Source organism: Streptomyces roseochromogenus subsp. oscitans DS 12.976 (assembly GCF_000497445.1).
Taxonomy (GTDB): Bacteria; Actinomycetota; Actinomycetes; order Streptomycetales; family Streptomycetaceae; genus Streptomyces; species Streptomyces oscitans.
In genome coordinates, this window is the sequence record NZ_CM002285.1 from 6,429,402 (window position 1) to 6,441,815 (window position 12,414).

At 70.5% G+C, this 12,414-nt stretch carries 10 protein-coding genes and 1 pseudogene; 5 read left to right on the forward strand and 6 right to left on the reverse strand.

Features of this window, described 5'->3' with window-relative positions; genetic code table 11:
- Positions 1–125 precede the first annotated feature (125 nt).
- Entirely contained in the window at positions 126–770 is a 645-nt protein-coding gene (locus M878_RS77470; protein ID WP_023550720.1) for a mycothiol-dependent nitroreductase Rv2466c family protein, read from the forward strand.
- A gap of 43 nt (positions 771–813) precedes the next feature.
- Here the strand turns inward: M878_RS77470 and M878_RS49100 are convergent, their stop codons facing one another.
- The 3 genes from M878_RS49100 to M878_RS77480 form a co-directional block, all read right to left on the reverse strand.
- Entirely contained in the window at positions 814–1,239 is a 426-nt protein-coding gene (locus M878_RS49100) for a DUF3887 domain-containing protein (protein ID WP_023550721.1), read from the reverse strand.
- A gap of 230 nt (positions 1,240–1,469) precedes the next feature.
- A complete protein-coding gene (locus M878_RS77475; RefSeq protein ID WP_023550722.1) occupies positions 1,470–2,117 on the reverse strand; it encodes a superoxide dismutase in 648 nt (215 codons plus the stop codon).
- 120 nt (positions 2,118–2,237) lie between these two features.
- The gene (locus M878_RS77480) at positions 2,238–3,620 is read right to left on the reverse strand and encodes an amino acid permease (RefSeq protein ID WP_023550723.1); all 1,383 of its coding nucleotides are present in this window, start codon (positions 3,618–3,620) and stop codon (positions 2,238–2,240) included.
- A 406-nt stretch (positions 3,621–4,026) separates the two neighbouring features.
- Here M878_RS77480 and M878_RS77485 point away from each other — a divergent pair, with 406 nt between their 5' ends.
- Positions 4,027–4,611: a biotin transporter BioY gene (locus M878_RS77485; protein WP_023550724.1), complete on the forward strand. Its 585-nt coding sequence runs from the start codon at positions 4,027–4,029 to the stop codon at positions 4,609–4,611.
- On the opposite strand, the pseudogene M878_RS77490 reads toward M878_RS77485, so the two are convergent.
- Together M878_RS77490 and M878_RS77495 are read right to left on the reverse strand one after the other, a co-directional pair.
- Positions 4,595–5,988: pseudogene (locus M878_RS77490) on the reverse strand (FAD-binding oxidoreductase). The gene M878_RS77485 and the pseudogene M878_RS77490 sit on opposite strands and share 17 nt — an antisense overlap.
- 96 nt (positions 5,989–6,084) lie before the next feature.
- Positions 6,085–7,512 carry an amino acid permease gene (locus tag M878_RS77495; RefSeq protein ID WP_023550727.1) on the reverse strand — a complete coding sequence of 476 codons (1,428 nt, stop codon included), beginning with the start codon at positions 7,510–7,512 and terminating at the stop codon, positions 6,085–6,087.
- A 284-nt stretch (positions 7,513–7,796) separates the two neighbouring features.
- Here M878_RS77495 and M878_RS77500 point away from each other — a divergent pair, with 284 nt between their 5' ends.
- Positions 7,797–8,282: a ribose-5-phosphate isomerase gene (locus M878_RS77500; protein WP_023550728.1), complete on the forward strand. Its 486-nt coding sequence runs from the start codon at positions 7,797–7,799 to the stop codon at positions 8,280–8,282.
- Between the two features lie 541 nt (positions 8,283–8,823).
- Positions 8,824–9,633, forward strand: a complete 810-nt coding sequence (locus M878_RS77505) for an Fpg/Nei family DNA glycosylase (protein WP_023550729.1) — start codon at positions 8,824–8,826, stop codon at positions 9,631–9,633.
- A 38-nt stretch (positions 9,634–9,671) separates the two neighbouring features.
- Here M878_RS77505 and M878_RS77510 read toward each other — a convergent pair whose 3' ends face one another.
- Positions 9,672–10,913: a GNAT family N-acetyltransferase gene (locus M878_RS77510; RefSeq protein WP_023550730.1), complete on the reverse strand. Its 1,242-nt coding sequence runs from the start codon at positions 10,911–10,913 to the stop codon at positions 9,672–9,674.
- Between the two features lie 175 nt (positions 10,914–11,088).
- Here M878_RS77510 and M878_RS77515 point away from each other — a divergent pair, with 175 nt between their 5' ends.
- Positions 11,089–12,267 (forward strand): PP2C family protein-serine/threonine phosphatase, encoded by a 1,179-nt coding sequence (locus M878_RS77515; RefSeq protein WP_023550731.1) that lies wholly within the window; start codon positions 11,089–11,091, stop codon positions 12,265–12,267.
- Positions 12,268–12,414 lie beyond the last annotated feature (147 nt).

A 12,414-nucleotide genomic window follows, 5' to 3' on the forward strand; every position in this document is an offset into this window, starting at 1 on the left:
CGTCGATGACGGCTGAACAGGACCGATCCTGCCATGTGCCCCTGACAGGGGGCAGCAGGGAATGGCCGGGCGGACCGGGACGTTCTCAGGGGGAATACGGGAAAGCGTTCCCCTTGAGGAGAGACATGTCGGAGAAGACCCCCGTCGACTTCTGGTTCGACCCGGTGTGCCCCTGGGCCTGGATGACCTCCCGCTGGGTGCTGGAGGTGGAGAAGGTCCGCGACATCGAGGTCCGCTGGCATGTGATGAGCCTGTCGGTGCTCAACGAGGACCGGCTGGATGAGCTGCCGGAGGAGTACGCCGAGAACATGCGGCCCGGCGGCAAGACCTGGTGGCCGGTCCGGGTGGTGATCGCGGCCCAGCAGCTGCACGGCGACGCCGCGGTGGGCAGGCTCTACACCGCGCTCGGCACCCGCTTCCACAACGAGGGCCTCGGTGTGAACCGCGACAGCATCGCCGCGGCCCTCGCCGACGCGGGCCTGCCCGCAGACCTGGTCGAGTACGGCGAGAAGGACACCTACGACACCGAGCTGCGCGCCTCCCACAAGGAGGGCATCGACAAGGTCGGTCAGGACGTCGGCACCCCGGTCATCGCGCTGCCCGGCCCCGACGGGGAGCAGATCGCCTTCTTCGGCCCGGTCGTCACCCCCGCCCCCAAGGGCGAGGAGGCGGCCCGCCTGTGGGACGGCGCGGTCGCCGTCGCCTCGGTCCCGGGCTTCTACGAGCTCAAGCGCACCCGCACCAAGGGCCCGGACTTCAGCAACCTGTAGGTCCCGGTGAACGGGCCCTGCGCCGCTCGGCGCCGGGCCCGTTTCACGTGCCCGGCTTGAGGAAGAACAGCCCGGCGATGGCCCCGGCCCTGTCGAAGCTGACGCGGAACTCGCCGGGGCCGTGTGCCATCCGCAGGGGCACGCTGACCACGGTGAACTGGCCGAACGCGACATCCTTGGGATTCTGGTGCGAGCGATAGTCACCGAACTGGGCCTCGTAATTGCGCCATGCCTTCTTGAGCGCGTCCGGAGGCAGCTGTCTGCGCACCGTCGCGTCGAAGTGGGCGGTGGCGGCGGTGTAGTCGCCCTTCACGATGTCGTCGAGTGTCTGCAGTGCGATCGTGTCGTCCTGAGACGCGGCCAGTGCGGAACCCTGGGCCGGCAGCAGGGCGGATACGGCCAGCGCGACCGTGCCCACCGCGCGGGTGAGCCGCCGCTTGCCGCCACGTGCGATGCCGTTGTGGGACATGCCCTGATCGTGCGCCACCCACACCCCCCGCGCATGCCGGACGGCCGCGACCAGGGCTTTTGACCCAGCGGCAGGGGAAGACCCCGCGAGTCACGTCCTCGCGGGGTCTTCCGTTCATCCGCCTGCCCGCGCGAAGGGTGAGAAGACGATCACGAGGCAGGACGTCTCAAGGGGATCAGGGGGGGATCAGGGGGATTGGCGGGATCGGCGGGACGGGGGGATCGGGGCGGTCACGGAGCCAGTAGCAGGACGTCGGCGCGGGACTTGGCGGCCGCGTAACGGCGGGCCACGTCCTGCCAGTTGACGACCTGCCACATGGCCTCGATGAAGTCCACCTTCTGGTTGCGGTACTGCAGATAGAAGGCGTGCTCCCAGGCGTCGAAGACCAGGATCGGGGTGGCGCCCTGGCCGACGTTGCCCTGGTGGTCGTAGACCTGCTCCACGACCAGGCGGCCGCTCAGCGGCTCGTACGCCAGCACGCCCCAGCCCGAACCCTGCGTGGTGGCCGCGGCCTTGGAGAGCTGGGCCTTGAAGGCGGCGAAGGAACCGAAGGACTCCTTGATCGCCTCCGCCAGCTCGCCCACGCCGTCGGCGGCGAGCGGCTCACCGCCGCCGTCCTTCGGGCCGGTCATGTTCTGCCAGTAGACGCTGTGCAGGATGTGCCCGGAGAGGTGGAAGGCGAGGTTCTTCTCCAGGCCGTTGATCGAGCCCCAGCTCTCCTTGTCCCGCGCCTCCGCCAGCTGCTCCAGCGTGTCGTTGGCGCCCTTCACATAGGCCGCGTGGTGCTTGTCGTGGTGCAGCTCGATGATCTCCGGGCTGATCACGGGAGCCAGCGCCGAGTAGTCGTAGGGCAGGTCGGGCAACGTGTAGACGGGCATGGGTGATCCCCTCCGGAACCTTATTGCAAGTCTCTTGCAACTACACGCTAGCAATAACAGTGTGAGAGCAACACAAAGGCCCCCACGTGTCGTACGTGGGGGCCGTTGTCGGTGCGGGGCTCAGCGCCTGGCGTGGACCCGCTGCCAGGCGTACCCCACCGCCGCCAGCACCAGCGTCATCCCGCCCGTCGAGTACAGCTGGACGCGGGTGTCCGCCTCCCGTGCCATCAGGACGAAGATCGTGACCATGCCCGCCAGGGCGACCCAGGTGAGGAACGGGAACGCCCACATGCGGACGACCAGATTCTCGGGGGTCTCGCGCTCGATGCGGCGGCGCAGCAGCAGCTGGGAGACCGCGATGAAGATCCAGACGACCAGGATGACCGCGCCGATCATGTTCAGCAGCCACTTGAAGACGTCGTCCGGCCGCCAGTAGCTGAGCAGCACACAGACGAAGCCCAGCACGCAGGAGGTGAGGACCGCGATGCGCGGAACCCCGCCGGACAGCTTCGCCAGGGCACTCGGGCCCTGGCCGCGCTCGACCAGGGAGAAGGCGATGCGCGAGGAGCCGTAGATGTTGGCGTTCATCGCGGAGAGCAGGGCGACCAGGACGACCACGTTCATCAGCTGGCCCGCGCCCGGGATGCCGAGGTGGTCGAGCGTGGCGACGTACGGGCCCTTCGCCACCACGTCCTTGGAGTCCCACGGGACCAGGGTGACCACGACCGCCATGGAGCCGATGTAGAACAGCGCGATCCGCCACATCGCCGTACGGACGGCGGACGCCACGCCCCGGACCGGGTCCTCCGACTCGGCCGCCGCGATGGTGACGGTCTCCAGACCGCCGTACGCGAAGACGGACGCGAGCAGGCCGATGATCAGGCCGTTGCCGCCGTGCGGGAGGAAGTGGCTCAGGTTGGCGGTACCGGGGGCGTCCGTGCCGGGCAGCACGCCCGCGATGGCCAGCACGCCGAGGATCAGGAAGAGGCTGATCGCGCCGACCTTCAGCGCTGCGAACCAGAACTCGAACTCGCCGAAGTTCTTCACGGCGGCCAGGTTCGTCCCGCAGAACACGACCATGAACAGTGCCACCCAGGCCCACTCGGGGGTGCCGGGCAGCCAGCCGGAGACGATGTGCGCGGCGCCGATGCCCTCCAGGCCGACGGCCGTGCACAGCAGGATCCAGAAGGACCAGCCGGCCGCGAAGCCGGCCCAGGGGCCGATCGCCCGCTCGGCGTGCGCCGAGAACGAACCCGAGGAAGGGTAGGCGGCGGACATCTCGCCGAGCATCCGCATCACCAGCATGACGAGCAAGCCGGAAAGGGTGTAGGCGATCACGATGGAGGGGCCGGCCGCGGCGATGCCCGCACCGGAGCCGACGAACAGACCCGCGCCGATCACCCCGCCGAGGGCGATCATCGACAGATGGCGCCGCTTCAGGCCGTGGGAGAGGCCGTCGTGTTGCTGTGGCGGCGTCTCGGTGGTCGTGCTGCTGCTGGGCATGGGCGCGGCTCTCCCCGTGCAATGGGCGGGCAAAAACCCCGCCAGTCTGGGCGGCCCGTCCGCTCGGGCGGAGGGACTGCCCAGTATCCGGACAGGTGGCGTACGCAGGGTGAACCGGCGGTTACGCGACCCTGCGGGGCGTGGCAGGGCCTGGGCGATGCTTCGGTGGCGGGCTTTGGTGCGGGCTTTGGTGGGACTCCACAGTTCCGGTTCGATGCAGGAGGGTGAGCTGGGCGCCTCCACCTCAGTGACCGGTATCACTTCGTACCCGGTGTAACCCACACCCTTTGTACGGAGCCCACCAAGGCCCGGCTCAAGCCTTTGTCGACCGGTGACGGTGATCGACGCCATCGGCGCGGTATAGCGTCACCGTGTTCCCACCTGCCCACTCACCCGCGGAGTCCCCATGAGCACCGCCACCGCCACCGCTCGCCCCGGCGCAGTCCTCGCCGACCTGCTCCCCACGTCCCGCGTCCGCGACGCGGCCCTCGTCGTCGGCGGCGCCGTGCTCACCGGTCTCGCGGCCCAGGTGGCCGTCCCGGTGCCCGGCTCCCCGGTGCCGGTGACCGGCCAGACCTTCGCCGCTCTGCTCGTCGGCACCGCGCTCGGCACCCGCCGCGGCTTCCTCTCCCTCGCCCTGTACGCGCTCGCCGGTGTGGCCGGTGTGCCGTGGTTCGCGGACGGCACCTCCGGCGCGGGCTCGGTCTCCTTCGGCTACATCCTCGGCATGCTGCTCGCCTCGGCCGCCGTCGGCGCCCTGGCCCGGCGCGGCGCCGACCGCTCCCCGCTGCGCACGGCGGGCACGATGGTCCTCGGCGAGGCGATCATCTACGCCGTCGGCGTGCCCTACCTCGCCCTGGCCGCCCATATGTCCCTCTCCCAGGCGGTCGCGGCCGGCCTCACCCCGTTCCTGATCGGTGACCTCCTCAAGGCCGCCCTGGCGATGGGCGCGCTGCCCACCGCCTGGAAGCTGGTCAACAAGGGGCGCTGACGCCGTAGTTCCTGCGGAAGAGGTTCGCCGGGTCACAGGTCTCCTTGACCCGGGCGAGCCTCTTTCGCGTATCGGGGTCGTACAGCCCCGTGCCGCGGTCGCCCGCCCCGAAGGCGAAGTTGAGCGACCGGCCCAGGGAATCGCCGGCCAGGAGCGCGAACGCCGGATCGAGGACGGCCCGCGCCCCCTCCCGGTCCCCGACCGTCAGCAGCCGTACCAGGAACCGTCCTTCGCGGTACGGCACCGCGTTCGGCGCCGGCCGGGCGAGCGCCCTGCCCAGGTGGTTGATCTGGACCACACACATCTGCCCCGCCTCCGGCCCGGTCGCCCGCAGCAGCTCCCCGGCCCGCGCCCCGTCGACGTACAGGTCCCGCAGCACCGCGCTGTCGCCGTAGTAGGCGTGCGGGAAATCCGGGTCGCTGTGGATGGTGTGGCTCTCGGCGTACGGCATCTCGCGCAGCGAGTCCGAAAGCACCGGGCCGATCTCCCGAAGCGGGGCGACGAGCGCGTCCCCGTCGGCGCCCGTGCAGGCCACCCGGATAGAGACCACGTACGTACCGCGCAGATGCGGGGGCAGCGCGGGCAGGTCCGGGTACGGTACGGCGGCGAAGGACGAGGTCAGCCCGTCCGATGGGGGTCCCCCCGCTCGAGCGGAGCCGAGAGTGGGGGAGGTCCGCGTCCAGGCCTCGTACGCGCGCAGCAGGGCCGCCGGGTCCACCGCCCGCCCGTCGAAGGCGAGCGAGCCGCCGTACAGGGTCCGTACCGGTACGAGCCCGATCTCCAGCTCGGTGACGACACCGAGGTTCTGCCCGGCGCCGAGCAGCGCCCAGTACAGCTCGGGGTCGGAGTCGGGGGTGACCCGGCGCAGTTCTCCGTCGGCGGTCACGACCTCCAGCCGGCGCACATGGTCGGCCGCGTACCCGAACTCCCGCGCCAGGATGCCGAGTCCGCCGCCCAGGGTGTACGACACCGCGCCCACGCTCGGCGCGGACCCTCCCCCACTGCCTAAAGCGTGGGAGGTGCCCCCATTCGCGGCGCCAGCCCGTACGGCTCGGCCGCCGCGACCACCTGGCCCCAGCGCACCCCGGCCTGCACCCGGACGGTACGGACCTCGGCGTCGACGGTGATCCCGTCCAGCCGCCGGGTGGTGATGAGCAGCCCGCCCTCGTACCCGCCGGGCAGCCCGTGCCCGGTCGCGTGCACACCCACGGGCAGGCCCTCGGCGGCCGCGTACCGTACGGCGGCCACCACGTCGGCGGCCGAGCGGGCGGGCACGATCACGGCGGGCCGCTGGGTGAAACCGAGCTGGAAACCGGCGAGTTCGTCGTCGTAACCCCGGTCACCGGGGCGAAGGAAGGCAGAAGCGGCGTTGGTCATGGGACGCAGCATGGCCGCATAACCTGACAGGTGTCGTCAGGTTATGCGGCCATGTCCGCAGCTGTCCGCGGCTGTCCGCGGCTGCGTCCGGTGCCGTCAGCCGGTGGTGACCTTCTCGGCCGTGTCGGCGACGGGCGCGCCCTCCGCCCGGGCGGGCCCGAACTTCTGCTTCACCAGGGCGATCACGACCACGACCGCCGCCACGCCCACCGACAGCAGCACGGTCGTACGGCCGCTGCTCTCGCCTTCGGTGTCGGTCAGCATGTAGCCGAGGACGCCGACGATGAAGGCCGCCGTGATCCAGGTCAGGTACGGGTACAGCCACATCCTCACGACGAGCTTCTCCGGCGCCTCCCGCTGGATGATCTTCCGCATCCGCAGCTGCGAGAAGCAGATGACCAGCCAGACGAACAGGGCCACCGCGCCCGAGGAGTTGACCAGGAAGAGGAAGACGGTGTCCGGGTAGGCGTAGTTGAAGAAGACCGCCACGAAGCCGAAGACGACCGACGCCAGGATCGCCGTCATCGGCACACCGCGCGCGGTGGTGCGGGCGAACGCCTTCGGGGCGTCACCGCGCCGGCCGAGCGAGAACGCCATGCGGGAAGCCGTGTACAGGCCGGAGTTGAGACAGGACAGCACCGAGGTCAGCACGATCACGTTCATGATCTGACCGGCGTGCGCGATGCCGAGGGAGTCCAGCGCGGCGACGTAGGAGCCCTCCTTCTTGATGGAGGGGTCGTTCCACGGCAGCAGCGAGACCACGACCAGGATCGAGCCCAGGTAGAAGACGCCGATACGCCAGATGATGCTGTTGGTGGACTTGGTGACGGCGCGCTGCGGGTCCTCCGACTCACCGGCCGCCAGGGTCGCGATCTCGCTGCCCATGAAGGAGAAGACGACCAGGAGTACGCCGGTGAGAATGGCGCCGGGTCCATGCGGCAGGAAGCCGCCGTGGTTCGTCAGATTCCCGAAGCTCGCCTTGTCGGTGTGCACACCCGGCAGCACGCCGAACACGGCCAGCAGACCGATGACGATGAACGCGCCGATCGCCACGACCTTGATACCGGCGAACCAGAACTCGAACTCGCCGTAGGAGCCGACGGAGACCAGGTTGGTCGCGGTCAGCACGCTCATCACGATGAGCGCCCAGCCCCACTGCGGTACGGCCGGGACCCAGCCCTCGAGGATCTTGGCGCCGGCGGTGGCCTCGACGGCCAGCACGACGACCCAGAAGAACCAGTACAGCCAGCCGATGGAGAAGCCGGCCCAGGGGCCGATCGCGCGTTCGGCGTGCGCGGAGAAGGAGCCGGAGGCGGGGTTGGCGGCGGACATCTCGCCGAGCATCCGCATCACGAGGACGACGAGGGTGCCGACCAGTGCGTACGACAGGAGGATGCCCGGTCCCGCGGTGGCGATACCGGAACTGGAACCGACGAAGAGGCCGGCTCCGATGACACCACCGATCGCGATCATCGACAGGTGGCGGTTCTTGAGTCCTGCTTGGAGGCCCGAACCAGGGGTCATGGACGGATTTCCTTTGCGCCAGGAGGAGGGCAGCTCGTATGAGCGGTGTACGAGTCGGTCCAGTGAATCCGAGGCGAACGATTTCGGGAACCTCTGAATCCGTATCGTTACTTGAGGTTCCCTTGAGGTTCTATGGTCTGACTCACATTTCCGGGTGACTGGCCGGGGGTTTCCCCGGGGCCGGTCCGGGTGTCCTCCAGAGCCGGTCCGGGTGTGCTCCGGAGCCCGGCGGGGCGCCGCCACCCGCGGCTGCTGCCCTGAAACAGCCGTGTCACACTCATTGCATGCGCGTGTATCTCGGCTCCGACCATGCGGGCTACGAACTCAAGAACCACCTCGTCGAATGGCTCAAGGCGGCGGGGCACGAGCCCGTCGACTGCGGGCCGCACATCTACGACGCCCAGGACGACTACCCGCCCTTCTGCCTGCGCGCCGCGGAGCGGACGGCGGCGGACCCCGACGCCCTCGGCATCGTGATCGGTGGCTCCGGCAACGGTGAGCAGATCGCCGCGAACAAGGTGAAGGGTGTGCGGGCGGCGCTGGCCTGGAGCGAGGAGACCGCGTCGCTCGGGCGGCAGCACAACAACGCGAATGTCGTGGCCGTGGGTGCGCGGATGCACAGCACGGAGGAGGCGACGAAGTTCGTCGAGACCTTCCTGAACACGCCGTTCTCCGGTGACGAGCGCCACATCCGCCGCATCGACATGCTGTCGGCCTACGAAACGACAGGCGACCTGCCCCCGATCCCGGGCCACCACCCCCAGCCGTAGGCTCCGCCGGCCAGGCCACCCTCTCCGGCCCACTTCAGCCCCGAGGGCCGTTGCCCCGCCGTCCCCTGGGGGCTCCGCCCCAGACCCGGGGTTTGCCCACCTACCCATCCGACTCGGTCGGCTGAGGGGCCCGGCCCCTGGGGGCTCCGCCCCCAGCCTCCCCGTACGCCCACCCGCCCATCCGACTGGGTCGGCTGGAGGGCCCGGCCCCGGGGATCTGCCCCCAGGCGCCCGCCCCTCGGCCGACCGAGACGGGTGGGCGGGTGGGAAAGTTGTTGGAAGGCTGACCCGATCGGCTCAGTCCGGGCCGGTGCGGCGCCAGGCCGGCCCAGTCGTCCGCCTCTCGACCGACCGAGACGGGTGGGCGGGTGGGAAAGATGTTGAAAGGCCGGACCGCTCTGCTGCGAGACTGAGGAGGCGGAGAGCCTCAGGCTTGGCTGCGGCTCGATGACGCCCCGCCCCGTCCTGCCCTGTTCGCCCGCCTCTCAGTCGACCGAGTCGGGTGGGGGGTGGGAAAGATGTTGGAGAAGGAGACCTTGTCTTGCCGGAAGGGCACACTATTCATCGGCTGGCACAGGATTATGCCGCGCGGTTCCAGGGCGCAGCCCCTCGCGTCACCAGCCCCCAGGGCAAGTTCTCCGACGCCGCCGCCCTTCTGGACCGCGCGGAACTGACGGCCACCGAAGCCCACGGCAAGCACCTCTTCCTCCGGTTCCGGGACACCGACTGGGTCCACATCCACCTCGGCCTCTTCGGCAAGGTCGGCTTCGGCGACGCCCCCGCGCCCCCGCCGACGGACACCGTGCGCCTGCGGCTGGCGACCGACACCGCGTACGTCGACCTCCGCGGCCCCACCACCTGCGCGCTGATCACAGAGGAGGAGAAGCGCGCCGTACACGACCGCCTCGGCCCCGACCCGCTCCGTGAGGACGCCGACCCGAGCACGGCGTACCGGAGGATCTCCCGCAGTCGTACGACGATCGCCGCGCTGCTGATGGACCAGAAGATCGTCGCGGGCGTGGGCAACGTCTATCGCGCCGAGGTCCTCTTCCGGCACGGCATCGACCCCTACCGCGCGGGCAGGGACGTCACCCCGGCCGAGTGGGACACCATCTGGTCCGACCTCGTCGCGCTGATGCACGAGGGCGTGCGGAACAACCGCATCGACACCGTGCGCCCCGAACACACCCCGGAGGCGATGGCGCGGCCGCCGCGCGTGGACGACCATGGCGGCGAGGTGTACGTCTACCGACGCGCCACCCTGCCCTGCCACATCTGCGGCGACGAGATCCGCACCGCCGGCCTCGCCGCCCGCAACCTCTTCTGGTGCCCCACCTGCCAACAGCGCTGATCGGCAGCGCTGTTGGCAGCGCGGCGGCCGGACAGGCCCTAGAACCCGTGCGGCAGCCACGGTGCGACCGGTGAGCCGAGCGCCACCGACGCCTCCACCAGCGCCCCGGGCCGCAGTTCCCGTACCCGCCCGGCCGCCGCCAGCGACAGCAGGGTCGTACCACCCAGGTACGCCGCCCCCAACTCCCGTACCGAAAGCGACACTTCGGCCGGGCTGGAGGTCCGTTCGCAGGACGCGCCCTTCGCATCGCCGGTCAGCCGCCAACGTCCCTCATTCCAGGGGCAGAAGGCGTCCGCCACCTCGAACACGACGTCCACCGGCGCCAGACAGGTGCGCGCCGCCAGGGCCGTACCCACGTCCACGAGACGCACGTACCCGGCGTCCCGCAGGCGCGGCCGGCAGCGGCGGATGTCGGATACCAGGTGCTGCCAGGCCTCGTCGACCGGTCGCCCGTGCACCGTCAGCGTCGACATCAGGTCGATGCCGAACAGGAAACGCCACAGCGCCCCCTCGGTCGCGGGATCCAGCGCGGCCAGGTCCTCCAGCGTCACCGTGCCGTCGTGCCCGCTCGGCCCCCAGCCCAACTTGGTACGGAACCGCGCATACCCGGTGATCTCTCCTGCCCGTTCCGCGACCACACACTGCAGCGCCGACGCCCCCTCCCGGTCGCTCTCCGGGTCGAGCAGCCCCTGCCGCTCCCAGCCGGGCTGCCGGGCCAGCATGCCGGGCCGGCCGGGCACCAGGGCCGCGTACACCGCCTCGCACTCCTTCAGGGCGTCGGCGGGCGACACGTAGCGCACGCGCACCTCGTCGGTGCCGTCGGGCAGCGCCAGGGTGACCCGGGCGGTGTCGATCTCGGCGTTGAGCTGGAAGGTCGCCGCGCCGTACCCGAAGCGGCCGTAGATCGCGGGCTCGGACGCGTGCAGCGCGGCCAGCGGCTCACCCTTGGCGTGCGCGTCGTCCAGCAGCCGCCGCATCATCGACGTCAGCACCCCACGCCGCCGGTGCGTCGCGGCCACGCTGACCATGGTCACGCCCGCGGTGGGCACCACGGCTCCGCCGGGCACGGTCATCCGGAAGCTGAACGCGCCCGCCGTCCCGACGATCTCGTCCCCGTCCCGCACGGCCAGCGTACGGTCGAACTCGGTGAGGGACCTGTCCAGTTCACGCTCCTCGGACGAGGCGGGCCCGCCCCCGAACGCACGCACCACACCGTCCCACCAACGGTCGAAGTCCTCCGGCGCCAGCACGGTCGGTTCGGTCGTGTGTTCAGTCCCCATACGCCATGCCTATCAGGGCATTGCGGGACGAGCCAGTGAATTTCTCCCGGAGGGCGGCGTGCCGGCCTCCGGTGCCGTTCACTGTGAGGACGAACCGCTCAGTGGAGCCTCGCACGGGGGACAAGTGGGACCTCCCGTGCCAAGCAGCCGGTCCGATGGATAGGGTCCCGAACTAATGGCAGCAGGACGAGAGCGGCGCGCGAAGGCCGAGACGTTCACGGCCCGGTGGAAGATGCAGTGGCACCGGGCCCGCACCGGGCTGCGCAGAAGCGCCGTGGACTACTTCCGCGGCGACGGCTCCGACTGGATCGCGTTCGTCGGTCTGCTGCTCACCATCCCGGTCCTCATGGCCATGACCCTGGTCGACTCGGTGTGGTGCTCCCCGGCCACCCTGGTGCTGCCGATCATCGCGGGCGGCCTGCTGCTGCGCCCCGCGAGCCTGCTCGGCCTCTACGCCGCCGGGGCCACGGCACTGATCGTGGAGTCGGTACGGCTCGGCCCGTACACCGAAGGGCCTTCACGCGTGACCCCCGGTGTGGTCCTCGTCGTGGCGGCCTGTGGCTTCTTCGGCCTGCTCACGGCCCAGTTCCGCAGCCGGGTCGGCGTGCCCTGGCGGCGCGGCGGCACCATGCTGTTCGACCTGCGCGAGCGGATCCGGGTGCAGAGCAAGCTGCCGAAGCTGCCGCAGGGCTGGCACCACGAGATGGCGCTGCGGCCGGCCGGCGGCCAGTCCTTCTCCGGCGACTTCGTCGTCGCGGCCCGTACGAACAGCGGGCGCACACTGGAGGTCGTCCTGACGGACGTCTCCGGCAAGGGCATGGACGCGGGCTCGCGCGCCCTCCTCCTGTCCGGCGCCTTCGGTGGCCTGCTCGGCTCCCTGTCCCCGCACGCCTTCCTCCCCGCCGCGAACGGCTACCTGCTGCGCCAGGACTGGGACGAGGGCTTCGCCACCTCCATCCATCTCGTCCTGGACCTCGACTCCGGCGACTACGAGCTGTACTCCGCCGGCCATCCGCCCGGGCTGCAGCTCAGCGCGGGCAGCGGACGCTGGGAGGAGAAGGCCGCCGAGGGGCCGCTGCTCGGTGTGTACGACGGCGCCCAGTTCGACCCCGTGAAGGGCTCCCTGCGGCCCGGCGACGTCCTGATGCTCTTCACGGACGGCCTGGTGGAGACCTCCGACCGCGACATCGTCGAGGGCATCGACCGGCTCACCGGCGAGGCCGACCGCTATGTCGCCGGCGGTTTCCACGGCGCCGCCTGGCACCTCATCGAGGCGGTCGCCAGGGACGTCAACGACGACCGGGCCCTCCTCCTGATCTGCCGCCAGGCGTCGGCGGCCCAGCCGGCGCGCTGACCTCACCGCAGGGCAAGGCGGTTCTTCACCAAGCATTGGTCACGGAAGTTTGCTGACTTTGTGACGGTCCGGACCCCGGCTTGGTCAGCTGATTCGGAAGTTGATAAAGATGATTCCGTATGCGACATGGGCGGCACAGGCCGCGTG

Coding starts and splice junctions, on each gene's coding strand:
- M878_RS77475 (WP_023550722.1), bottom strand. CDS start 2,117: ATGCCCGTCTACACGTTGCCCGACCTGCCCTACGACTACTCGGCGCTG.
- M878_RS49100 (WP_023550721.1), bottom strand. CDS start 1,239: ATGTCCCACAACGGCATCGCACGTGGCGGCAAGCGGCGGCTCACCCGC.
- M878_RS77515 (WP_023550731.1), top strand. CDS start 11,089: ATGGCAGCAGGACGAGAGCGGCGCGCGAAGGCCGAGACGTTCACGGCC.
- M878_RS77480 (WP_023550723.1), bottom strand. CDS start 3,620: ATGCCCAGCAGCAGCACGACCACCGAGACGCCGCCACAGCAACACGAC.
- M878_RS77485 (WP_023550724.1), top strand. CDS start 4,027: ATGAGCACCGCCACCGCCACCGCTCGCCCCGGCGCAGTCCTCGCCGAC.
- M878_RS77510 (WP_023550730.1), bottom strand. CDS start 10,913: ATGGGGACTGAACACACGACCGAACCGACCGTGCTGGCGCCGGAGGAC.
- M878_RS77470 (WP_023550720.1), top strand. CDS start 126: ATGTCGGAGAAGACCCCCGTCGACTTCTGGTTCGACCCGGTGTGCCCC.
- M878_RS77495 (WP_023550727.1), bottom strand. CDS start 7,512: ATGACCCCTGGTTCGGGCCTCCAAGCAGGACTCAAGAACCGCCACCTG.
- M878_RS77500 (WP_023550728.1), top strand. CDS start 7,797: ATGCGCGTGTATCTCGGCTCCGACCATGCGGGCTACGAACTCAAGAAC.